Annotated in this window: 24 protein-coding genes; 11 read left to right on the plus strand and 13 right to left on the minus strand. The window is 50.7% G+C overall.

Features of this window, described 5'->3' with window-relative positions; genetic code table 11:
* Window positions 1-130: 130 nt before the first annotated feature.
* Window positions 131-562 carry a hypothetical protein gene (locus tag Q4491_RS15920; RefSeq protein WP_303458809.1) on the plus strand — a complete coding sequence of 144 codons (432 nt, stop codon included), beginning with the start codon at window positions 131-133 and terminating at the stop codon, window positions 560-562.
* A gap of 215 nt (window positions 563-777) precedes the next feature.
* Here Q4491_RS15920 and Q4491_RS15925 read toward each other — a convergent pair whose 3' ends face one another.
* On the minus strand, window positions 778-1,644 hold the full coding sequence (locus Q4491_RS15925; RefSeq protein WP_303458811.1) for a LysR family transcriptional regulator: 867 nt from the start codon (window positions 1,642-1,644) through the stop codon (window positions 778-780).
* A 104-nt stretch (window positions 1,645-1,748) separates the two neighbouring features.
* Here Q4491_RS15925 and Q4491_RS15930 point away from each other — a divergent pair, with 104 nt between their 5' ends.
* Together Q4491_RS15930 and Q4491_RS15935 are read left to right on the plus strand one after the other, a co-directional pair.
* Window positions 1,749-2,462 carry an AzlC family ABC transporter permease gene (locus Q4491_RS15930; protein ID WP_303458923.1) on the plus strand — a complete coding sequence of 238 codons (714 nt, stop codon included), beginning with the start codon at window positions 1,749-1,751 and terminating at the stop codon, window positions 2,460-2,462.
* Window positions 2,452-2,760 (plus strand): AzlD family protein, encoded by a 309-nt coding sequence (locus Q4491_RS15935; protein WP_218386112.1) that lies wholly within the window; start codon window positions 2,452-2,454, stop codon window positions 2,758-2,760. The genes Q4491_RS15930 and Q4491_RS15935 overlap by 11 nt, the downstream gene beginning before the upstream one ends.
* Before the next feature lie 72 nt (window positions 2,761-2,832).
* On the opposite strand, the gene Q4491_RS15940 is transcribed toward Q4491_RS15935, so the two are convergent.
* The 6 genes from Q4491_RS15940 to Q4491_RS15965 form a co-directional block, all read right to left on the minus strand.
* Entirely contained in the window at window positions 2,833-3,261 is a 429-nt protein-coding gene (locus tag Q4491_RS15940) for an N-acetyltransferase (RefSeq protein ID WP_303458814.1), read from the minus strand.
* Window positions 3,262-3,425: 164 nt separating this feature from the next.
* Entirely contained in the window at window positions 3,426-4,526 is a 1,101-nt protein-coding gene (locus Q4491_RS15945; RefSeq protein WP_303458817.1) for a BamA/TamA family outer membrane protein, read from the minus strand.
* Between the two features lie 130 nt (window positions 4,527-4,656).
* On the minus strand, window positions 4,657-5,148 hold the full coding sequence (locus tag Q4491_RS15950) for a GNAT family N-acetyltransferase (RefSeq protein ID WP_192017805.1): 492 nt from the start codon (window positions 5,146-5,148) through the stop codon (window positions 4,657-4,659).
* Window positions 5,149-5,306: 158 nt separating this feature from the next.
* A complete protein-coding gene (locus Q4491_RS15955; RefSeq protein WP_303458822.1) occupies window positions 5,307-5,699 on the minus strand; it encodes a hypothetical protein in 393 nt (130 codons plus the stop codon).
* A gap of 32 nt (window positions 5,700-5,731) precedes the next feature.
* Window positions 5,732-6,244, minus strand: coding sequence for a peptide deformylase (gene def / locus Q4491_RS15960; protein WP_237796153.1), 513 nt, complete (start codon window positions 6,242-6,244; stop codon window positions 5,732-5,734).
* A gap of 89 nt (window positions 6,245-6,333) precedes the next feature.
* Window positions 6,334-7,065: a response regulator gene (locus tag Q4491_RS15965; RefSeq protein WP_192016286.1), complete on the minus strand. Its 732-nt coding sequence runs from the start codon at window positions 7,063-7,065 to the stop codon at window positions 6,334-6,336.
* A gap of 281 nt (window positions 7,066-7,346) precedes the next feature.
* On the opposite strand from Q4491_RS15965, the gene Q4491_RS15970 reads away from it, so the two are divergent.
* Window positions 7,347-7,871, plus strand: a complete 525-nt coding sequence (locus Q4491_RS15970) for a GNAT family N-acetyltransferase (RefSeq protein ID WP_192016285.1) — start codon at window positions 7,347-7,349, stop codon at window positions 7,869-7,871.
* Window positions 7,872-7,926: 55 nt separating this feature from the next.
* Here Q4491_RS15970 and Q4491_RS15975 read toward each other — a convergent pair whose 3' ends face one another.
* Window positions 7,927-8,916: an NADP-dependent oxidoreductase gene (locus tag Q4491_RS15975; protein ID WP_303458831.1), complete on the minus strand. Its 990-nt coding sequence runs from the start codon at window positions 8,914-8,916 to the stop codon at window positions 7,927-7,929.
* 105 nt (window positions 8,917-9,021) lie between these two features.
* On the opposite strand from Q4491_RS15975, the gene Q4491_RS15980 reads away from it, so the two are divergent.
* Window positions 9,022-9,924, plus strand: coding sequence for a LysR family transcriptional regulator (locus tag Q4491_RS15980; protein ID WP_303458834.1), 903 nt, complete (start codon window positions 9,022-9,024; stop codon window positions 9,922-9,924).
* Window positions 9,925-9,948: 24 nt separating this feature from the next.
* On the opposite strand, the gene soxR is transcribed toward Q4491_RS15980, so the two are convergent.
* On the minus strand, window positions 9,949-10,383 hold the full coding sequence (gene soxR / locus Q4491_RS15985; RefSeq protein WP_303458836.1) for a redox-sensitive transcriptional activator SoxR: 435 nt from the start codon (window positions 10,381-10,383) through the stop codon (window positions 9,949-9,951).
* Window positions 10,384-10,516: 133 nt separating this feature from the next.
* On the opposite strand from soxR, the gene Q4491_RS15990 reads away from it, so the two are divergent.
* Window positions 10,517-11,707, plus strand: a complete 1,191-nt coding sequence (locus Q4491_RS15990; RefSeq protein ID WP_303458839.1) for an MFS transporter — start codon at window positions 10,517-10,519, stop codon at window positions 11,705-11,707.
* 54 nt (window positions 11,708-11,761) lie between these two features.
* Here the strand turns inward: Q4491_RS15990 and Q4491_RS15995 are convergent, their stop codons facing one another.
* Complete coding sequence (locus Q4491_RS15995) at window positions 11,762-12,670, minus strand: LysR family transcriptional regulator (protein ID WP_303458842.1); 909 nt, start codon at window positions 12,668-12,670, stop codon at window positions 11,762-11,764.
* Between the two features lie 141 nt (window positions 12,671-12,811).
* Between Q4491_RS15995 and Q4491_RS16000 the strand changes: the two genes are divergently transcribed.
* Window positions 12,812-13,921 (plus strand): alkene reductase, encoded by a 1,110-nt coding sequence (locus Q4491_RS16000; RefSeq protein WP_303458845.1) that lies wholly within the window; start codon window positions 12,812-12,814, stop codon window positions 13,919-13,921.
* A gap of 10 nt (window positions 13,922-13,931) precedes the next feature.
* On the plus strand, window positions 13,932-14,951 hold the full coding sequence (locus tag Q4491_RS16005; protein WP_303458847.1) for a zinc-binding alcohol dehydrogenase family protein: 1,020 nt from the start codon (window positions 13,932-13,934) through the stop codon (window positions 14,949-14,951).
* A gap of 84 nt (window positions 14,952-15,035) precedes the next feature.
* Here the strand turns inward: Q4491_RS16005 and Q4491_RS16010 are convergent, their stop codons facing one another.
* Both Q4491_RS16010 and Q4491_RS16015 read right to left on the minus strand, forming a co-directional pair.
* Window positions 15,036-16,181 carry an MFS transporter gene (locus Q4491_RS16010; RefSeq protein ID WP_303458849.1) on the minus strand — a complete coding sequence of 382 codons (1,146 nt, stop codon included), beginning with the start codon at window positions 16,179-16,181 and terminating at the stop codon, window positions 15,036-15,038.
* 15 nt (window positions 16,182-16,196) lie between these two features.
* Window positions 16,197-17,756, minus strand: coding sequence for an ABC-F family ATP-binding cassette domain-containing protein (locus tag Q4491_RS16015; protein ID WP_303458853.1), 1,560 nt, complete (start codon window positions 17,754-17,756; stop codon window positions 16,197-16,199).
* A gap of 721 nt (window positions 17,757-18,477) precedes the next feature.
* On the opposite strand from Q4491_RS16015, the gene Q4491_RS16020 reads away from it, so the two are divergent.
* The 3 genes from Q4491_RS16020 (at window position 18,478) to Q4491_RS16030 (ending at window position 20,451) form a co-directional block, all read left to right on the plus strand.
* Entirely contained in the window at window positions 18,478-19,476 is a 999-nt protein-coding gene (locus tag Q4491_RS16020; RefSeq protein WP_303458856.1) for a hypothetical protein, read from the plus strand.
* Window position 19,477: 1 nt separating this feature from the next.
* Window positions 19,478-19,804 (plus strand): hypothetical protein, encoded by a 327-nt coding sequence (locus tag Q4491_RS16025; RefSeq protein ID WP_218386137.1) that lies wholly within the window; start codon window positions 19,478-19,480, stop codon window positions 19,802-19,804.
* A 233-nt stretch (window positions 19,805-20,037) separates the two neighbouring features.
* A complete protein-coding gene (locus Q4491_RS16030) occupies window positions 20,038-20,451 on the plus strand; it encodes a VF530 family DNA-binding protein (protein WP_218386139.1) in 414 nt (137 codons plus the stop codon).
* Between the two features lie 159 nt (window positions 20,452-20,610).
* On the opposite strand, the gene Q4491_RS16035 is transcribed toward Q4491_RS16030, so the two are convergent.
* Window positions 20,611-21,159 (minus strand): YdeI family protein, encoded by a 549-nt coding sequence (locus tag Q4491_RS16035; RefSeq protein WP_303458864.1) that lies wholly within the window; start codon window positions 21,157-21,159, stop codon window positions 20,611-20,613.
* Between the last annotated feature and the right edge of the window lie 373 nt (window positions 21,160-21,532).

The following is a 21,532-nucleotide window of genomic DNA, read 5'->3' on the forward strand; positions in this document are numbered from 1 at the left end:
TCAGCCGCTGACAAACTGGCAGATTAGAACCAACCAGTCATACTGTATGCAATCAGTACAGCTGTGTTAGCCTTTGGCTGTACGCTCCGCAACACGACACTGGACTTCTTGAAAGCAGTAGGAAAATTATATGACGGCATATCTTACGAATAGTAATCCCCTCAAGTTATTACTCTGTGGCTTATCGATGATGCTCTCTGCCGCCGCAGCTGCCGATGATATTCGCACTGAACGCGTTCAATTTCAGAAAGGCACTAACGGCGCGGTGATCGAAGGGAGTATAAAAGGCTATGAAGTCGTTGACTACGTGTTGAATGCCAAAGAAGGCCAGCAGATGAACGTTAGCATGGCAACAAAGAACACTGCTACCTATTTCAATATTCTTGCACCGGGTGAAAACGACGCTGCCATGTTCAACGGCTCAGTCAGTGAGAACCAGTATGAAGGCAAACTGCCTGCGTCTGGTGACTACAAAGTCCGGGTTTATATGATGCGCTCTGCCGCACGCCGGAACGAAGTCGCTGACTATAGGTTAGAAATGATGATCAACAGCGGAAAGTAATTCCTGCTGCACGGGATTAGGCCGTATAAGTGTACTCGAGCGCCTAATTCCCGTAGCCCTCCCCCTCCAACCTTCGTCAGTGTGTTCATCGGGGTCGCCACCAACAACGCGATAAACCTGAGTCGAAATACGCACTTAAGTAAGGCATTGTGCCGGATAACCAGCATTATTAAATGACCCAATTAATACTGAGGAGGCATCGAGCCAAGTGACAATCAAACGGCAGATATCCTCAGCGTACGAACCAATAAGTCATGAAGGTAATCTACCGCCGGAGAGCCTTTTGATTTTTTGCTCCGGTATACAGAAACTTCCATGGGCTCTAACGGCCCCAAACCCTGCTCTTCTCCAAGTATTTCAAGGTGAGGAGGCACACTACACTGGGTAAATACCGCAATAGCAAGTCCACTTTCCACTGCAGCGATCTGACCTGCCAGACTCGAACTGTTATACACCACTTTGTAGGGTTTACCCTGCAAAGCAAGGGAGTGTATTGCACTTCTTCTGGCAAGGCTGGCACTTTCATAAACAGCAATCGGCAATGTTTCCCGACGCCAGATTTCAAACTGAGATGCCCCCACCCACACCATAGGTTCATGGAAAAGAAGCGTACCCCGGCTCGGGTTGTCTCTGGAGACTAAGGCCAAATCCAGATCATTATTCTCTACCCTGGGGATAAGAGAAGTGGACTGCTCGCAGTTTAATTCAATCTCTACCCCACCGAATCTCGGGGCGAAATTGCGCAGCACAGGCGTAAGATATTTTGCTGCGTAATCATCCGGTACCCCTAATTTGACTTGGCCTACCAGCTCTTCACCATGGAACGCGGCTTGCGCTTCAGAATGTAAGTCAAGAATTCGTCTGGCGTATCCCAACAGCATCTGACCTTCGGCTGTCAGCTCACTGTGCCGGCTCCCTCTGACGAGCAATTTCCGTCCGACGGCATTTTCTAACTTTTTCAGTTGCATGCTCACCGCAGATTGCGAACGGTGAACGGATGTCGTTGCATTCGACAAGGAACCGGCATCAACGACGGCCACAAAGCTCTTTAACCAATCTATCTGTAAGTCCTGATAACTCATTTATTCGATTTTCGAATGGATGATTTTTGAATTATGCGCTTTTCGATTTTCCCATTCCAGTTTATTGTTTCGACAATCTCAGATTATTCAAAATGATGGTTTTTATGCATACGCAAGAGTTGAAGCTTGAATTGAATGCGATACAACAAGGCTTTGTCAGCTTAGTTCCTATCTCATTGTTCGTATTAGTCTTCGGTGTCGCTTTTGGCTTAGCCGCGTCTCAGGAGGGACTACATGAAGCCGCCGCCGTATTGATGAGCGCACTGGTGTTTGCGGGGGCCTCTCAGTTCGGTGCTTTAGATCTTTGGGGAACCCAGGTGCCTGTGCTCCCATTAGCTATCACAGTCTTTGCCATTAATGCCCGGCACTTGCTCATCGGGGCAACCTTGTATCCTCATATTCGTTCCCTGAATCCGGCCACACGCTATGGCGTCATGCTGGTGGCATCCGATGCGAACTGGGCGCTGTCGATGCGGGCCTTTGCGCAAAATGAAACGTCCAAAGGACTCGGTTTACTGTTCGGTGGCGGGATCGCCCTTTGGTTTTTCTGGATTATTGGTACCTGGATCGGTTTTTATTTCGGCAATGCCATACAAAATCCATCCGCCTTTGGAGCCGACATGGTGATGGGGTGTTTCCTGCTTACCATGGCGCTGGGAGGCAGCAAAAACAATAAGACTTACGTGATATGGGCTGCGGCGGCCACATCATCTATTGCCGCGTATCTGTATCTGCCTGAAAACAGTCATGTGATTGTTGGTGCATTCACAGGCGGCATTATGGGTGTTTTACTGGGAGGAGAGAACAATGAGCATTGATACCTCTGAAATGGGTACACTGCTGCTCGTCATCATTATGGCGGTGGTTACAATAGCAACCCGCTGGGGAGGTGTCTTCATCATGTCGTACATTCCCATCAGCAATCGTGTTCAACAGTTTATCTCGGCGATGTCAGGTTCTGTGCTCGTTGCAATCATAGCGCCCATGTTCATCAAGGGAGATACGGGCGCTCAAGCAGCACTGCTGGTGACAGCAGTAGGTACCCTGGTACTGAAAAAACCGCTGCTCTCTATTGCTGCCGGCATAGCGATGGCTGCACTGATGAGAAATATGTAGATGTTCCGAGGGTTGCAGCGGTTATGCAGACATCGCTAAGCTAACCTGTGTGCCGTCACACTCAGGGCCGGTTTAGCCGGCCTCATACCCCATCACCCACTCGCCTTCGCCTGTGTGCTCATCAACGTTACCGCCGATGACGCGAAAGCCCTGAGAGAGATAAAACCGATAACTGACGTCATTGCGTTTGTAGACATTTAGCGACAGCGATTCACGACGTTTTTTAGCATGACTGATCAATGCTTTACCTATGCCTTTACCCTGCACATCGGGTTTGACGAAAATGGCCGCCAGCTGGTTTTCGTACAGGGCATAGAAGCCCTTCACTGTGCCTTTTTCAACCCAGACGTAAACTTCAGAAGCCGGCAGGTACATGCTGCGCATGTTGTCGACCTGTGATAGCCAGTAATTCGGTGAAATGAAATCGTGCGCTTTAAGTGAAGCATTAAGCCAGATATCCAGTACCGGCTCCATGTCTGTGTCTGTAAATGCTCTAATCATTGTGTCTTCGTGTTGTTTGCGTTAACAGGAGTATCACAGCTAACACGGTAGCCTTGCCAGATCACAGATCTCAGAATGAAGGAAATAAATCTTTATACGTCGCAAAATTCCGCATCGGCACTCCATCTTGTAACTGAATCCACAACGGCTTTAACTCGCTTTCGTTAAAATCCCGATCCCATGTTGAAGTAAAAAGCGCTTTCTTCGTCGCTGAAGGCAATATCAATTCCGGTATGCAGACCGTACCGGCGGGCAATCAGGTAGCGAAAGCCTGTGCCATAAGCGGTTTCACTGTGTTCATATAAATCGTGGCTTTCGCTGGCAGCAGAGCCAGTGCCGATAAAGCCTGAAAGCGTCCAGCGGGGATCGATACGCCACATCAGCTGTGTCTGAACCGCACTGACATAATCATCCTGATATCGATAGGCCGAAATACCACGCAATTTTACATATGGTTTCACCAATGGCGGCAGACTTTGATCATCTGAACGCATTGACTGGTAATCACCGGCAAAAGCCAAAATCAATTGTTTGGATAGTGGGAAGAAAACCTGGCCATCTAAAGCAAACGTATCGTAATCGTAATCACTGCCAATGCCATCACGAAAGAACATATACTCGGCAGTCACCTGATAGCCATCTGTCGGGAAGAAAAAGTTGTCTCGGGTGTCATACTCAGCAACGAATCCCACACCGGATGAGGTCGTACTCTTTCCTAATACACGCTGAAAAATCTTATCCACCACCTGATTGGACGCACTCACCTCCGTACGCGTCCAGAACTGAGAAAACCCCAGCAATAGCGGTGTATCCTGAACACGGAACTGGAGTTTCTGAATCGCCCCGTAACCTTCCGTCTGCGTTTCAAAACCCAGCGCCTGACTGGCGGGAAGCCGGCCACCGAAATCGTCGTAAATATCCATCACGACATCCCCATAGCCAATCCCGCCCAGATAACGAATATGGTCTTTATTCCAGGTTCTGCGATGCCCTAAGGCAGCAAACCAGGTGCCATTTTCCGTCGCTGCGCCACCTGCTACAGTGATCGCAGGAGGGATAAGCCTTGCGCCACCATCGAGTGATTCCAGAGCCAGCTTACGACGTGCTTCTTTTTCAGCGTCAGTTTCATGCAGAAACAAGCCAAATATACCACCGCCACCACCTAATGCCGGCTCGGTAATAATCACAGGAACCGGAAGAAAGCCGTAAGCGTTTTCAGCCAGATATTCCCCCATGTCAAACATGCCGTCGATAGGATCTGTCATGGATATCCCATAAGACGCTGAAGAAAATATTGCCATTGAACCCAGAACGCTAGCTCTTAGAATGCGATACATTGAGGTCATCTTCCTTAATTAATGCTCTGACATATTGTCATTACCCGCTGAAATTAAATCACACTAATTTGTGTGACCAAATCTCACGGCGGTAGATATCTGTCCCGCGCAGGCTGCCATCCTTACCAACACGCTGCCAGCCCCAGCGACGGTAATGCCGTAACGCCCTTTCGTTAGTGCGACTGACGGTTAAAAGCATAGCCTGACAGCCTGCCTGATGTAGCATGTCTGCCATGAACTGCTGTGCGGCATCAGCCACCCCGGAGCCACGGTATTCAGGAATAACATAAATCAGGTGGATATAGCCCGTTTCGGCTTGATCGGAAAAACACTTAAATTCTAACTGACCAATAATCTGGTTATTATGCCAGATATGAATGTAATACCATCTGGGATCCACCAGCCGGGCACGCATTCTTTCTTCATAACCGTGAATAAACGGCCCAAAGCCGCTGTCTGACTGAAACGTACACACAAAAGCATCGCGCCGGAAGGCCATGCAAACGGCAAAGTGTTCATCAACATTGACAGGACGAAATTCAGGTTTCACGTGACCTCTCAGGCGGTGCAATTGCGTCAGTTCAGATGCCGGCTAGCCACACTATAGCGAATAATCCGCGCAAACGGTGATTCAGAAGACTTAAAACCGGCAATTTATGCCTGACCTGACAAGCCAAATACGTTACTTGTTCATACTCTTTAAGATGCTCAGTCAAATAATATCTGAAGCGATCGACTGTCAAAATGATCATTCGCATTTTTACTCATACACCGAAGTGGCACTAGCCAGTCAAGGTCATATAACCGGGCATGTTCAAACATCATGCAAGCCTGATAATTCACGAAATAATCTTCAATATTATCTTCAGACAGAGCCCCATAACGTTTGATGGAATCTGAAGCACAATAATTCGAAGCAGGTGATATCTCAACGGTGCACACACCTTCAGAAATATTCATACATTTCTGATATATCGGATTAGCACAGATGACTTTTCCACCATTCTTTTCTATTTTCCCTGCGACCAGTTCCAGCCAAGCATCATGGATTACAGGCTCCTCTTGCGGTTCACTCGCACAGCTTGTCAAAATACTCGCCATTAGGCTCACTCGGATGATTTTATTCATTATCTTTAGGCTGTTTTCGCCATTACCTTCACGGCTTTCTTGACTTTCTTCATCGCCATTTGTCGTTTGAGTGGCGACAGATAATCAATGAACAGATTTCCGCGCAGATGGTCAATTTCGTGCTGCATCACAATTGCCAGAAAATCATCACGCTCAATCGTTACTGAATTACCCTGACGATCAAGCGCTGTAACAACCACAGACTGATAACGTTCAACATCAGCGTAATACTCCGGCACCGACAGGCAGCCTTCCTGCCCCATGGCTTTATCTTCACCGCTCACCACGACCGGATTAATCAGCACTAAGGGTTGATCTCGGGTTTCTGAGATATCAATCACCACCACAGCTTCACGACGACCAACCTGAGTCGCCGCCAGGCCAATGCCATTAGAGGTGGCGTACAGAGTCTCCAGCATGTCATCCACCAGTGTCTGAACAGAAGCAACATCAGTCACAGGAATAGCCTGCTCTTTTAAGCGGGGATCCGGGGCGGTGAGAATGTCTAATCGTGCCATAGTGTTTCAATTACCTTAACGTTAACTTCAATCAGATTCAGCATACTTTGATACTTTGCTGTTCATCCGCGTTATCTTACTGGTTTTATTTAATTTTCATAGGTCACTGGCGCGGTAAAAATATAACCGTTACCCCGCATGGTTTTGATGTATTTAGGATGTTTACCGCTGTCGCCCAGCCGCTGTCTTAACCGACTGAGCTGAACATCTATCCCCCGTTCAAACGGCAGCGCTTCGCGGCCCCGGGTAGCATTGGAAATGGTGTCCCGGTCCAGCACTTCATTGGGACGGGATAAAAATAACATCAGCAAACTGAAATCTCCGCCCGTCAGTTCATAGTCCTGTTCTGTCTGAAGGTCATATAGTCGGTGAGACAAAGTCTCCAGACGCCAGTGTCCAAACCGGATAGCGCGCGGTAATGCCGTTGGCTGTACCAACTCCTCCGCGGCCACAGGGCGGGTTCGACGCAGCAGCGCCTTAATGCGTGCCAGCAACTGACGCGGACTGAATGGCTTAGCGATATAGTCATCAGCGCCGATCTCCAGCCCCAGAATCTGATCCATTTCATCGGAAGCGGCTGTCAGCATCATAATCGGTACTTCCGATGATTTCCGTACAAACTGACACAATGTAAAGCCGTCGTCCCCCGGCATCATCACATCCAGCAAGATGACATCGGGCGTATGCGCTTCAAGCTGTTGCTTCATGGCAACGCCATCTTCTGCGGTTATCACCTCATAGCCGGATTTAACCAGATACTCCTGCAATAACTCGCGGATTTCGACATCGTCATCCACAACCAGAATGGTCTTTGTCGACATGGTGGTGTTCTCTTTCTGTTCGTACACGTCATTATCGTTATCATTTATTACTGATAGCTTTCATAAAGCGCTTTGATCATCGCTTCATTTATCCCTGAAAGTACTTCAGCCGCCAGCAGTGTTATTCATTACCGGGATGAAATCACGGTGCAGGCAACAAAAATTTGAGGCAGATAAGGTTTTATCGCCCTGTTACAGGTGAAATTTTGCTGCCAGCTTCCCCTGATACGCCATTCATGCATAATACTTTTAAAGCAGTATGTTAAGAGAAAAAGTTCCTTATGCTAACCATTGATTACGCCACGCTTGATGATCATTCCGCAATTACCGAACTGCATGTTCGCAACTGGCAGGCTGTGTATTGCAACGACTTGTCAGAACAATATCTGATGCACGATATCCATCAAGACAGATATCAGACCTGGTACTCGCGATTGACTCAGCCCATGAGCCAGCGGCACATTCTTGTTGCGAAACAAAACGGGCAAATGTGTGGCTTTATCTGCATAGAGCTGGATGCCCATCCTGAGTTAGGCACGCTGGTCGATAACCTGCACGTTAACCCTGAAATAAAAGGACAGGGCATTGGCAAGCAGCTTCTCGCGACGGCAAAAAAGATTATGGCCGAGCACGCTCAGTCAGACAGCCTGTATCTGGAAGTGCTGGCGTCCAATCTGCCGGCCATAGGTTTTTATCAGCGGATGGGGGGAACAGAGTATTGTGCGCAAACCTGGCAGGCACCGGACGGTACAGTGGTTGATGAATATGTCTACCATTGGCCCGGAAACGATCAAATGAAATTCTGATTGCAGACACTGCCATACAGCACGGCCGTTTCCATCGATACGGCCGTGAAAGCGTTTAAAGCTCGACGATCAACTTACCTTTATTCTCACCGGAGAACAGCAGGTTAATCCCTTCAATGGCACTATCCAGACCCTGCAGGGTATGAGCACGATACTGCAGCTTGCCGGCCATCATCAACTCTGCCAGTTGTTGACCGTATTCCGCAAACCGATGGAAATGATCCGGCATAGTAAACCCCTGTATCATCAGTCGTTTACGCACAATATTCATCCAGTTCGGACCCGGCTGTGGTGTCGCGGTGTTGTAATCGGCGATCATGCCGCAGACAGCCACACGACCATGGGCGTTCATGCGTTGATAAATGTGCTGCTGTGCAACGCCGCCGGTATTTTCAAAGAATAAGTCAATGCCGTTGGGGGCGGCGGTTGCCAGCTTGGCAGCAAAATCCTCATCGTGGTAGTTGATTGCGGCATCAAAACCCAGTGTCTCTGTCAGCCAGTGGCATTTCTCGTCGCTGCCAGCCACACCGATGACAGTCACGCCTTCCAGCTTCGCTAACTGGCCAACCATAGAGCCCACAGAGCCTGCTGCGCCAGTCACTACCAGTGTCTGTCCCGCTTGCGGTTTCAGCACTTCATACAGGCCGTGATAGGCTGTCACGCCCGGCAAGGCCACCACAGAGAGCAAGGCTTCCTGCGGCACACTGGTCGGCACTGGCGACAAACCGCCTTTGGCAACAAAATATTCCGTCCAGCCCATCATACCCATCACACGGGTTCCCACCGGAAAATCCGGGTGGCGGGATTCCACCACATCACCAATACCGCTTGAGCGCATCACTTCTCCCAGCTCCACAGGCGGAATATAACTTTCACGATCGGCACTCATCCAGCCGCGCATGGCCGGGTCCAGTGACATGTGGGTTTGCTTGACCAGAAACTCGCCCTCGGCAATTTCCGGCACTGTCCTCGACACTTTTTCAAAAATATCTGACGTGATGGTGATGTCTGGGCGTTTTTTCAGAAGAATGGCACTGTAATTCATGATCTTGTTCCTGTCGTTGTCTTGAGGCACACTCTAACTCTTGCTGAAAATGAAAATAAGACCGCAAATTAAAGAAACACTTTTGCGTGAAATGGGAAAATAAACATGGATAAACTCAAAGCCATGGAAGTGTTCGTCACCACATTACAGTGTGGCAGCATTTCCAGCGCCGCAAAGCAATTACGTCTTCCCGTTTCCAGCGCCTCGCGGCAGCTGAGCTGGCTTGAAGCGCAGCTCGGCACTGAGCTAATCAAACGCAGTACGCGGACCATCAACCTGACTGAAGTAGGCAAAGCCTACCTGACACAATGTCAGCAGGTCCTTGAGCAAATTCGTCAGGCGGAGGAACTGGTAAACACCTATCAGCAAACCCCGTCAGGTATTTTGACGATCAGTTGTATGAGCCATTACTTTGACAGTCAGGTACTGCCGCATCTTAGTGAATTCGAGACGCTGTATCCTGATATCACACTCGATATCGATGTGTCAGACCGCCTGACCGATCTGTCAAAAGCAGAAATTGATATCGCTATTCGTGGCGGATATCTGCCGGATGAACGTATTCACGCACGCTGGTTATGTGATAACACGCCACACCTGTGCGCGACACCCCAGTACATTGAGCGTTATGGCCTGCCAACTGATCATACTGAACTGCACGCTCACCATCTTGCTTACTATCGGAGTCCAAAGCACATTTTAAAGTGGGGGATCGTCAGAGAAGGGCAATGGCTGCCTCTGGATCTGGAGCCGTATGTTGTAACCAATTCCGGTCGCTATATTCGTGAGCTGATGATGGCAGGAAAAGTGATGGCGCTGCTGCCAGACTGGTCAACCTTCGAAGACCGGGGCGAAGGCAAACTCATCCAGGTCGACCTTCCTGCACCGGTCTGCCTGTCTGCCGAGCGCCTGGGGCTATATCTGCTGTATTACACGCCCCGCTATCAGGTGCCGAAAATCAGGGCAGCGGTCGATTTTTTCAGCCAGAAACTGGCGCGCGTCCTGTAACCTTAACCACTAAGCCACAATGTTTCAGCGCGGATGTTCAAGCAGCACCGCGCCATGACCCTCATCTGCCAGCGTATCATCGGGGTTACGAAGCTGACACCGGTTCAGTGACAGACAGCCACAACCGATACAATCGCCCAGCGAATCCCTGAGTTTTTGTAATTTGATTATTCGTTCATCAAGCTGATGCCGCCATAAGCTCGCCATTGCCTGCCATTCTTTCTGTGTCGGTGCGTGATCCAACGGCAGATGAGACAGCGCTTCGCCGATTTCCTCCAGCGACATTCCCAGCTGCTGCGCGGTTTTAATCACCGCAATCCGGCGCAGCACACTGCGATCATATCGGCGCTGATTACCTGCGTTGCGCCAGCTCTGAATCAGTCCTTTCTGCTCGTAAAAATGTAACGCAGACACTTTTACATTGGAGCGTTCAGCGACCTGTCCGACTGTCATTTCCATCGCCAATCCTTACATGCTGATATTTTATATTTTATTCTTGACCTCAAGTTTACTTGAGGTTTTAAGCTCTGCCCATCACTAACAATAACCAATAACCAATAACCAATAACCAATAACCAAGAAGGAAACACGGATGTCACGCACTGCAACTTATCTCACCGGGCGCTTTTTTGACGGTATTTCATCCGGGATGTTCATGCTGGCACTGCCTTGGATCATGCTGAATCAGGGCGACATGGGGGTCTTCGTGGCGGCTGTCTCGCTCACTTGCACTGCCTTGTCGTTTATCGCCACCCCTTTCACCGCCACGCTGATTGACAGACATTCTCGCAAAGCCATTCTGATAGTCATCCAGGTTATTCAGTCGCTGACCGCACTGTCTGTACTGATCGCCTTCCGGTTTCAGGCCGATTCCATCTGGTTGCTGGCACTGGCGCAACTGATTTTCTGGCTGACCAACGATGTCGCCTGGAGCACCAATAATGCCTTCACTCAGGAAAACTATGACAAGGCAGACTACGCCAGAGTGACGGGTCAGCAGGAAGTCGTCATACAACTGACCACACTGAGTGCCGGGGCGGCGGGCATAGTGCTGCTGACATCCTGGTCGATGAGCGAGTTCGCCTTGCTGGCAACGCTGGCCTCTGGCATTGCCGCGCTGAGCTACTGGCTGACACCGTATCGCCGCCGGCTGTCATCCAGTCAACCTCAGGCGTTTTTCAGACAGTTGGCAGAGAGCAGAACCATCTTTACCCGCCAGCCCGCTTTCTACCTGTTTCTGGCGTTATCCTGCCTGACCTACCCTATGCTCACCTATCTGGCGAAACTGGTACCTGTGTATTTCTCTGAGCACAACATCAGTGGCAGTTGGTTTGCGTCCTGGTCGCTGAGCTATGGCATCGGCGCCTTGCTTACCGGCCTGCTGGTAACGCGTTTGCTGGCACGCATCAGCCATGAAAAAGCCATGATGTACTCCGTGATAATCATGGGGAGCCTGCTGATTACCATGGCCGTCTGGTTAACACCGGTTGTACTGGTCTCTCTCACCGTGATCCTGGGCTTTTTCAACGCCTTAAACCGTATCGCCCGCACCAATAAGCTCAACCACGAAGTTAATGTGCATGAGCGCGGGCGGATAGAAGGCGGTCTGAAATTATTCTCGACCCTGAGCCAGAGCCTGAGTTATGTCTTGATTGCGGCATTAAGCTACCTGCAGATCACCGAAATGGGTTTTGTCATTATGGGCGTTATAGTGCTGGCCGCAGGCCTGCTGATGCAGATGCTCTACCGGCAAGGTTGCCATGTGCAGGTTTCTGTTGCCTGAGGACAAGACAATCACTGTGGCGACTTCCCTGAAGCGTACGCTAGGGAAGTCTTTTCATTTTTCCATCCAGTCCATCAGAAACTGCGAAAAGGCGTTAACTTGCCTTGGCTGAAATTTCCGACCGGGATAAACAAGCTGTAACGCCACTGAATCGGTATCACTGAGACTCAATCCTCTGACCTGATCATCAAACAGCACCAGTAGCCGGCCGTCCAGCACATCCTGCCGAACATCCCACCAGGACTTCATCGTGATACCATAGCCTTCCACAGCCCATTGACGTACCAAGGCTCCATCGGTACAAATCATCGCCGGTTCAACTTCCACCGTTATGGGGCCATTATCAGTGACAAAGTGCCACTCATTCATAATCTGTCCGGCCCACTCCATCACTAAACATCTGTGATGAAGCAGATCATTGGGGTGCTCCGGGTGCCCCGCTTTCGCCAGGTAAGCCGGCGATGCACACACCACACGGCGATTTTGTACTAACGACTTTGCAATCAGGTTGCTGTCAGGCAAGTTGCCCAGCCGGATGGCAATATCTATGCCTTCATCCACCAGTTTTACCATGCCATCGGTCAGATACAGATGCGGCGCAACCTTAGGATGGGCCTCTGAAAACGCCGCCAATGCCGGCGCCACATATTGCCTGCCAAAATCGGATGGCGCAGTAATACGCAAGGAACCTGACAGTTCCGCCTCACATTGCGTTAATACCGCTTCAGCGGCTTCCACTTCTTCCACGACTCTCAGACAAGCCTCGTAAAATCGATAGCCCGCTTCAGTCATTGAAATATGCCGGGTATTTCTGTTCAGCAAACGGGTTTGATATCTGTGTTCCAGCTGATTCATCCTGGCGGTCATACTGGCAGGCGACAACCCCAGCTTACGCCCTGCAGCCGCCAGTCCACCTGATTTCACCACCTGAACAAACAAGGCCATGTCGTCTGTTTTTGCCATATTATTCAGCTTTTATGAAGTATGTTTTCGTATTTACGCTAATTATAAATATTTTCTGAATCAATACACTGTAAATGTCTTATGACTGAACCCAATACTCGTACATCATTCTGATGAATGTACGATGACCCACGGAGATTCATGATGTCAGATTCACTACTTTTCACACCACATCAACTTGGTGCTGCTGTGCTTCCCAACCGGATTGCAATGGCCCCAATGACACGATCCCGCACTACCCAACCCGGTGATATTCCCAATCGTCTGATGGCTGAATACTATGCCCAGCGTGCCAGTGCGGGTTTGATTATCACTGAAGCCACACAAATTTCACCGCAGGGTAAAGGTTATTCTTTCACACCCGGTATCTTTTCCTTTGAACAAATACAGGGCTGGCGCCTTATCACGCAGGCCGTCCATGCTAAAGGCGGTAAAATTTATTCACAGCTCTGGCATGTCGGCCGGATGTCACATCCGTCATTTCACGACGACGGCCAACCTGTTGCACCTTCAGCCATTGCACCTGACGCACAAGTCTGGGTGGTTGATGAAGACGGCGTAGGCAGCATGCAGGACTGCCCTGTTCCCCGAGCGCTGGAGCATCATGAGATCCAGGCTATCATTGAAGACTATCGTCAGGCAGCAATCAATGCCATCGAAGCCGGCTTCGACGGGGTGGAAATTCATGCTGCAAATGGCTATTTAATCGACCAGTTCCTGCGCAGTACATCCAACCATCGAACCGATGAGTATGGCGGTTCAATTGAAAATCGCATCCGTTTTGCTATTGAGATTGTTAAAGCGGTCTGCAAGGCGGTTGGTGCCGAAAATGTCGGGATCCGGCTTGCGCCTTTCATTACTCAGCGGGGCATGAATGATCCTTCAGTAACAGAAGCCATTTTAGAAGCGACCAAACACTTCCAGCAGCTCGGCATTGCCTATATTCACCTGGCCGAAGCAGACTGGGATGACGCGCCTCAGGTGTCACCTCAGTTCCGGACAGCGTTGAGAGAGACGTTTACAGGCAGCATCATGGTGGCAGGTAACTATACTCAGGCAACGGCTCACCAGTTACTGCAGGCTGGCCTGGTCGATATGGTTGCTTTCGGCCGCCCGTTCCTGGCCAACCCCGATCTGCCCTACCGCTTGCAGCATCAATTACCGCTGAATGTCATTTCCGATCCCACCACCCTGTTTGGCGGAAATGAAACCGGCTACACCGATTATCCTTATTACAACCAACATGCTTGAGGAACCACCAATGAAAGCTGTCGCACTGACCCATTATTTACCTGTATCAAACCCGGACAGCCTGATGGATGTCGAACTCTCAGCACCGGCTGTATCAGGCAAGGATATTCTGGTGAGGGTGGAAGCCGTCTCGGTCAATCCGGTTGATACCAAAGTAAGAGCCCCCAAAGACAAAATTGAACCACAGCCTCGTGTTATGGGCTGGGACGCTGCAGGGACGGTCGTCGCTGTCGGTGAAGACGTCACCCTGTTTTCCGTTGGTGACGAGGTATTCTATGCTGGCGATATCACTCGCCCCGGCACCAACAGCGAATACCAGCTTGTTGATGAACGCATTGTCGGAAAAAAACCGCAATCACTGTCGATGGCGGAAGCGGCCGCACTCCCTCTGACCAGTATCACCGCTTGGGAAGGATTATTTGACCGGCTCAATATCAACCCCAAAGGCACGCAGGATCAGCAAAGCCTGCTGATCATTGGTGGTGCTGGCGGTGTCGGTTCTGTAGCAATTCAACTGGCCAGCCAGATTTCAGGGCTGACGGTAATCGCAACGGCATCACGGGAAAACACCCAGCACTGGTGCCATAAGATGGGCGCCGATCACACCATCAATCACAGGCAGGATATGGCGGCACAACTGGCTGAACTCGGCTTCCCGGCAGTGGACTACATATTCTGCCTCAATGACACAGCCGGCCACTGGGCAACCATGACGCAAGTCATCAAACCCCAGGGCATGATTTGCAGTATTGTCGAAAGTGATATGCCATTGGATATGGAACCGTTAAAAAGCAAAAGTGCCGGTTTCGTCTGGGAATTCATGTTTACCCGCTCCATGTATCAAACCCATGATATGGCCGAGCAGGGTAATTTGCTCAATCAGATCAGCAAGCAGATTGATGCCGATACCCTGCAATCCACCATGAAGGAGCACCTGACACCGATCAACGCTGAGAACCTGCGCCAAGCCCATGCCATAGTAGAGCAAGGAACAATGATAGGAAAAATTGTCCTGTCCGGGTGGGCGTAATTCCCTAGTCCCCGATCATCCCTACCCCGCATAATGATGACTGTGCGGGGCAGGGAATCACATGACTTTATGCCTATCTCCGGCTCATTCACTATGCCTGATTTTGACTGGTTGCAGGACGATGATCGCTATCCCAAACAGCGCAATTGCCAGCAACGCCATACTGTATTGCCCGGTGCTATACGCAGCACCAGCAATACCAGACCAGATCGCCACGCCCAAATGCATCATCGTCATAGCCAGTGACATCAGAACGCCGCGATGTACCACTGACAGCTCCGAGATATAGCTTTGCAACGCCGGAGAGCCAACGCCACCAGCCAAAGCCCAAAGCAACAACAACGGAATAAGCGCGATCAGATTTTCCGCCGGCGAAAGATAAAACCAGACACTGACAACCACACAGACACCCAGCGCTATGCGCATTGTCTGACGTCCACTTTCCAGCCGTCCGGTCACACGAGGCATAAGCACATTGCCTATGACACTGATCACACCAAGCACAGCATACACAATGCCGACGCTCCACATGGATAGACCCTGCGTATCGCGCAAATGCTGACCCACCAGATTAAACAATCCAATTCCGCCCCCCAAACCAAAGCACATCGCTAACAAGGCACCTGCGGCGCCGGGAATCGACCAGACATTAACAGAAACGTCTTCGTTCCCCGTCGCCGGTTGCTCAGCCCGGTGTGGCTGTCTGACTGATACAAACGCCAGCGAAACAGCCACAAGCCAGGCACAGACTCCCAACACGACAAACGCGGCCCGCCAAGTCAATGTTTCAGCCAGTACCGCACCAAGTGCCGGACTGGCAATCATTCCCAGAGTCAGGCCCGACTGTACCCAGGCAATCTTCTTCATGGCATCTTCCCCTCCTGAGTCTGCTGCAAGCGCAAAGGCAATAGGCAACATCCCGGCGCTGGCCAGTCCCGTGACAACACGCGTCACAACTCCAGCTTCAAACGTCTCCACCAGCCCAGTCGCAACAGAAGCCAGACCAAACAGGACAGACGCCGGAATCATCACAGCTAAGCGTCCGCGACGGTCAGAGTATGCACCGAGTAAAGGCGCTATTACGGCTAACGCCACACTATAAGCGGTAATAAATAAAGTGATGCGTTCTGGCGGAACCCCCAGATCATTACCGATAGGGGCCAGTATTGGCCCCAACATCAATTCATCGGCGCCAACCAGAAATGCAATAAAAAACAAAACAAACTTCATCTTACTGTTCTCACCTTAAGCCAGTGCTGCTTTTTCAATTTTACCGGCAGGTTGAATATCAACCACCCGGTCCGGCCATCCAGCGACAAAATCCCGCTCGTGCGACACCATGATGACAGTCCCGCTAAAATCGATCAGCGCTTGCTTCAGCGCCGCTTTCACCGTGGCATCCAGATGGGTGGTCGGTTCATCCAGCACCAGCAGGTTGACCGGTTGCAATGCTAAACGGCACAGCTTCACTTTGGTCTGCTCTCCTCCGCTGAGCGAGCCGACAGGCTGCAATGCCAGTTTGCCGGACAGGCCGAAGCGCGCCAAATGTTGCCTGGCCGCTTTGTCATCCAGTCCGGGACAAACTGACTTCACCAGATTCACGGGCGTGGCATCCTGAAACGGCCAGTGCAGTTCCTGCTCAAAGTAGCCCAGCCTGAGCCCTTGTGATAATTCCAACTGACCAGACATCGCTGCCAGCTCGCCCACCAGGGTTTTCAGCAGGGTGGACTTTCCGATGCCATTAAACCCGGCAATCACGACTTTTTCACCGCGCTGCAGGCTCAGATTCATCGGAGGCAGCAAAGAACGGGTATAGCCGATTTCCAGCCCGGCAGCCGCCAGCACAGTCTGGGCACTCAGTGCCGCAGCCCGGAACGAAAACGACACCGCTTTTTCTGACTCCGGCGCTGCCATGCGCTCAATTCTCGCCAGCTGTTTCTTGCGGCCATTGGCAATGCTCGCATTCACCCCAGCGCCGTTTTTGGCAATGAACTGCTCCAGCTTATCAATATGCTTTTTCTGGGCCTGATACTGCTTGGCATGAGCCGCATCGTCGCTGGCTTTCTGCGCCATCGCTTTCTCAACATTACCCTTGTATTTGCGTATTTGTTGTCTGTCGATATCGCAGATGCCGGTCGCAATCCGGTTCAGAAAAGCCTTATCGTGTGACACCACCATGAAGGCGCCTGTAAAGCCAGTCAGATAATCAGCCAGCCAGTCGACATGCACGGTATCAAGGTAGTTGGTCGGTTCATCCAGCAACAGCACATCCGGCGATACCAACAGCAGGGTTGCCAGCATCACTTTGTGGCGCTGACCACCACTCAAAGCGCCGAGCGGCGTTGTCATGCCGAACTGGGTAATCCCCAGTCCTTCAGCCACCGCCTCTATTTTGTGATCTGTGACATAAAAGGACTGGCTTTCCAGCATCGCCTGAATCGTTGCGGCACGGGTCAGAAAACTGTCGCGGGCACTTTTCTCCGGGCAGGCGTAAATGGCCATCATCTCGGCTTCCAGTGTGTATAAATCGGCAAACGCCGATTGCAGATAACCACGTACCGTCAACTGATGATCCAATTCTGCGTGCTGATCCAGATAGCCGATCTGCACGGCAGGCTGCCAGAGTATGTCACCACTGTCTGGCAGCAACTCGGATTGCAGCAATTTCAGCAAGGTACTTTTTCCCACCCCATTCTTGCCGGTCACCCCGATATGCTCGCCGGGAAACAGAGTGAAATCGGCCTGCTGATACAGGGTTTTATCGCCGATGTGGTAAGTCAGATTTTGAATTGTGAGTAAACTCATTGTATTACATCCATAAAAAACGAGGGGCGGTATAAGGCATACCGGCCCCTCGCTTCAAGCAATCTTGAAACTAGCTGCTGACTGATTCTCGGTCAGAAACTAAAAGGCCGACGATGAAGGTCATCGTCGGCCTGTACTCTGCATTCATCAGATACAGACAACTCCCCTGAAGGATCAGGGAATGACGGCTATATCTGATGAAGATTCAGAAGACATTCAGCTCCGAGCAACACTTCATCGTGTTAATGCGCGGAGCACAGTCGCCTGACAAAATTCTTGAATAGGATGTAAAACATTGCAGAGTGGTCCAAAAACATAATTCGGTCGCAAAATACGCAATTTTCAATCATGAGTCAACCGTATCGACTATCGTATGCAGTCATATCGCACATCGGCAGCAAGGCATCAGTTGACACCCCTCAGCCAAAAATCGCGGCCAATAGCGCAATCACGACAGCCATAACCAGTACGGTTTTCACCAGCAAACCGATATTACCACTGCCGCCATCAGGCGGCTGATTACAACATCCCACTGTTACCTCCAAAGTCACAATCATTGCAGCACACAACAGGCAGACTAAAGCTTCCCCCCAGTGGAAGGTAAAGCGAAACTGTTACCCGCTGCACATTTCCCTTCGCCCGAACCCTAATTGGCGGGAATACTCAACCAATAGCATTTATGTTATGCATATACGTTTTTATATTGTCATTGGAATTTCATATGCCCGTCCGAGCTAGCGCTGCAAGAGTGAGTATCATCACTGCTGGCCTGCTTTTTCTTTCTGCCTGCAGCCAGAATACCAGTAATGATGTTGGTTTGTATGCGCAAGCCAGTAATCTGCTCACCAGCCAGCTGGGCGACATGATGCAGGAAACCAAAACCTTACAGACAAAACGGGCCACCAACACACTGGCGCTGGAACTGGAACGCCCCAGCACTCTGCTGACCTCCGACCGGATGACGCAACAGGCAAAAACCTATGCCGATATTACTCAACAACAGTTCGCGCTATACGCCCTGAACCGTTCCCTGCAAGACTACAGCCAGGCCCTCAGCGAACTGGCAGACGCCAAATACCGCAGCGACATTGACTATGCCGCTGCCAAACTAAGCGGTTCGCTGATCTCAGCAAACAAACAGTATCTTGCCCTGACCAATACACCCCTGCTGGATGCCAGCGATGACACCTTCCACATACTGTCATCCGCCATCGCAGGGATAGGCGCCACGGTAGCAGAATCTCAGCGGCGCAAAGCCCTGAAAGACATCATTATCAAGGCCGACCCGACCATCAGCATTATCTGCGATACCATCAGCCAGCGCCTGTCCTCCGGCAGACTGTACGCCGCCCTGCTGTCGGAACGCCGGGATATGCTCAGTACCGATATCCGTCGCTTCAACATCATGAAAACGCAGGGAAAGCTCAGCCATGAGGCAGTGATCGCGCAAATTGAAAGCCTGACTCAGCGCTCAGTGGATATCGCCTCCACAGCGCTGATCTTCAAGCAACTAGCCAAAGCTACGCAGACACTGAAAGAGAAGCACCACGCGATTGCCGAACTGGTCGCTAACAACGAGTTCAGCGGTAAAGCCTTCATCCGTATTGCAGGCGAGCTCAGCGAAACCGGCCGACATTATTCATCACTGAACACTCTGCTGGGTAGCTGCGAAACCGGCTTTGCGCTCAGAGATGATCAACTTGTTTGCGAGGAGGGGTGAGATGATCGACAAGCCATTGGGCAACTACCTGGCTGAAGCTATCAATGAGCTGCGCAAGGTGAAAGAAATCACGCTGGATTATGATCAGGCGCTGCAATTACAGCAAGACATCAACCTGCTGTTGACCCAACTCAGCGAAGCACTGGCATTACCCGATCTGGGCGTTGCGCGTACCCAAAGTGCGGTGACGAACCTTATCACCCTGACGTCGCTGGCCAAAAAGGCCAAACACGATCCCAGCAAGATTGCCGATGTTATTTACACCACCTCTAAAGTGGTGCGTGTGGTTGAAAAAGTGCTGAAAGGCACTGGTGAAGCGCTGCTGTAAAAACGAGTGGCTAAGACAGCTTGTTGCGAGTTGGCGCTGGAAAAGGTTTGCTCCATCCTTGCTATTAATAGCGATAATAATAGGGAAGCAAGGCCGAGTCTGCTAGAATCCCGTGCCCTCAACCTTCATGGCACAGCTTACTCATTCGTGCCGCTCTGGTATTAAATTGAAGCGTTGAGCGAATACCACCCAATCCAACCAGCCCCGGTACGTGAGAAACTCAGGAACGCGTTATGATGACAGATGAAGAAAGAATTGAATTACAAAAAAATAATCCATTGCACGGTCTTAAGTTAGAAACCTTACTGCAAGAGCTGGTCGATTTTTACGGATGGGACATTCTGGATACAGCAATGCGATTTAACTGTTTTCACGTCAACCCCTCGATTGCCAGCAGTGTGAAATATCTAAATAAAACAGACTGGGCAAGAGAGAAACTGGAAAACTTTTACCTGTACCGCTTTAAGCGTATGCCTCGCGCAACGAGCGAAGAGTATGAATTACCGCCACGCGCCCGCCCTTTCCCACATGGCCTGAAGCCTAAAGAGCCAATGGTACTGACGGTTGAATCCATTTTGAAGTCGCAAGCCAAAGCCGCATCAGCCCATAAAGAGCGCTCATCACGGGGTCGTCACTTCCGCCGTTAACGCACGGCTTCTCGGTCAATCAAATAGCAACGTATCAGGCATGGATGCCTGAGTTAGGTAAACCATCTCATTTACACTGTAAAACGTGCCAAATCTGGTTCTGATTTGTGTATCGCACTTAAAAACCAGTGCTGCCTCGACACGTTACATGCCGTTTTTCTACTCTTCTGCCTGTGGCGCACTGAACGCTTTACTGTAGAAACCTGACGGGTCAAAGCAACACACTCTCTTCTTCCCCGAAGCAAGCATGTCGCATGCGTCATGAATGCGTTTCACGCGGGTCTTGGCCTGCTTGGCCGAAACTATCCAGTGAATCCAGTCTACACGGGCAATGGTCGTCGTCGCATCCCATGTGGCTCGCGCCTCAGGTGCCGCCTCCAGCGCTTGAGCCAGATCCTCCGGCACATCCGGTTCAGGTTCCTCCCCGGCGAAAATCTCGAAGTGTGCCGTGTCACCAACGCTGGCACCTGAAGCCGCCAGCAGAGGCCGGTCGATACGCAGCCAATGGCTTTTCTTGCCATCCGGTTCAAGCAAAACAGTGAAACTGTTACCGTTTAAGGTGCCTGAAACAGTGATACGACCACGCCTTGGCAACGTTGCGCTTACCTCCTGAGGCAACACAACAAAAGCCCATTCACTGTCCCCACCCAAGTCCCTGGGGCGAAGCAATCGCGCGTCGAATTCAGCACAGCTGTTTTCTGTTTCCATGATTTGATGACCTCCCTATGAAACTTTCCCTGAACGAACGGCATAGTATTTTAGCAGACAGTTATGCTGGGGGGAGTGAGTTTAGCCTCCAGCCCCATTGAATCACTTTGTATGTCGCGCTTAAAACCAGCGCCTTATCCAACATTCTACGTTGCGCGCCAGACACTCTTTGCTGGCTCAAAGAGTGCCCAGAAAAGCCTTTGATTTTGCTGATGTTGTCCGGGCCGGTTGTAGGCGCTCCTTGCGCCGACAACCTAAAAATACATCCATGTATTTTTCCCTGGGATTGTGGCTGACTATCCTGTTGATGACACTTAGCCTGTCGATACGGCAATTGCATGTGCCAACCAAGCTCAGCATCGTCGGAAAACAA

The sequence above is a fragment of the Photobacterium sp. 2_MG-2023 genome, from assembly GCF_030547675.1.
GTDB lineage: Bacteria > Pseudomonadota > Gammaproteobacteria > Enterobacterales > Vibrionaceae > Photobacterium > Photobacterium arenosum.

Coding starts and splice junctions, on each gene's coding strand:
- Q4491_RS15930 (WP_303458923.1), top strand. CDS start 1,749: ATGCATACGCAAGAGTTGAAGCTTGAATTGAATGCGATACAACAAGGC.
- Q4491_RS15975 (WP_303458831.1), bottom strand. CDS start 8,916: ATGAATTACAGTGCCATTCTTCTGAAAAAACGCCCAGACATCACCATC.
- soxR (WP_303458836.1), bottom strand. CDS start 10,383: ATGGAAATGACAGTCGGACAGGTCGCTGAACGCTCCAATGTAAAAGTG.
- Q4491_RS16000 (WP_303458845.1), top strand. CDS start 12,812: ATGATGTCAGATTCACTACTTTTCACACCACATCAACTTGGTGCTGCT.
- Q4491_RS16030 (WP_218386139.1), top strand. CDS start 20,038: ATGATGACAGATGAAGAAAGAATTGAATTACAAAAAAATAATCCATTG.
- Q4491_RS16010 (WP_303458849.1), bottom strand. CDS start 16,181: ATGAAGTTTGTTTTGTTTTTTATTGCATTTCTGGTTGGCGCCGATGAA.
- Q4491_RS15920 (WP_303458809.1), top strand. CDS start 131: ATGACGGCATATCTTACGAATAGTAATCCCCTCAAGTTATTACTCTGT.
- Q4491_RS16035 (WP_303458864.1), bottom strand. CDS start 21,159: ATGGAAACAGAAAACAGCTGTGCTGAATTCGACGCGCGATTGCTTCGC.
- Q4491_RS15940 (WP_303458814.1), bottom strand. CDS start 3,261: ATGATTAGAGCATTTACAGACACAGACATGGAGCCGGTACTGGATATC.
- Q4491_RS15990 (WP_303458839.1), top strand. CDS start 10,517: ATGTCACGCACTGCAACTTATCTCACCGGGCGCTTTTTTGACGGTATT.
- Q4491_RS15970 (WP_192016285.1), top strand. CDS start 7,347: ATGCTAACCATTGATTACGCCACGCTTGATGATCATTCCGCAATTACC.
- Q4491_RS16005 (WP_303458847.1), top strand. CDS start 13,932: ATGAAAGCTGTCGCACTGACCCATTATTTACCTGTATCAAACCCGGAC.
- Q4491_RS15995 (WP_303458842.1), bottom strand. CDS start 12,670: ATGGCAAAAACAGACGACATGGCCTTGTTTGTTCAGGTGGTGAAATCA.
- def (WP_237796153.1), bottom strand. CDS start 6,244: ATGGCACGATTAGACATTCTCACCGCCCCGGATCCCCGCTTAAAAGAG.
- Q4491_RS15965 (WP_192016286.1), bottom strand. CDS start 7,065: ATGTCGACAAAGACCATTCTGGTTGTGGATGACGATGTCGAAATCCGC.
- Q4491_RS16015 (WP_303458853.1), bottom strand. CDS start 17,756: ATGAGTTTACTCACAATTCAAAATCTGACTTACCACATCGGCGATAAA.
- Q4491_RS15955 (WP_303458822.1), bottom strand. CDS start 5,699: ATGGCGAGTATTTTGACAAGCTGTGCGAGTGAACCGCAAGAGGAGCCT.
- Q4491_RS16020 (WP_303458856.1), top strand. CDS start 18,478: ATGCCCGTCCGAGCTAGCGCTGCAAGAGTGAGTATCATCACTGCTGGC.
- Q4491_RS15980 (WP_303458834.1), top strand. CDS start 9,022: ATGGATAAACTCAAAGCCATGGAAGTGTTCGTCACCACATTACAGTGT.
- Q4491_RS16025 (WP_218386137.1), top strand. CDS start 19,478: ATGATCGACAAGCCATTGGGCAACTACCTGGCTGAAGCTATCAATGAG.
- Q4491_RS15935 (WP_218386112.1), top strand. CDS start 2,452: ATGAGCATTGATACCTCTGAAATGGGTACACTGCTGCTCGTCATCATT.
- Q4491_RS15925 (WP_303458811.1), bottom strand. CDS start 1,644: ATGAGTTATCAGGACTTACAGATAGATTGGTTAAAGAGCTTTGTGGCC.
- Q4491_RS15945 (WP_303458817.1), bottom strand. CDS start 4,526: ATGACAGATCCTATCGACGGCATGTTTGACATGGGGGAATATCTGGCT.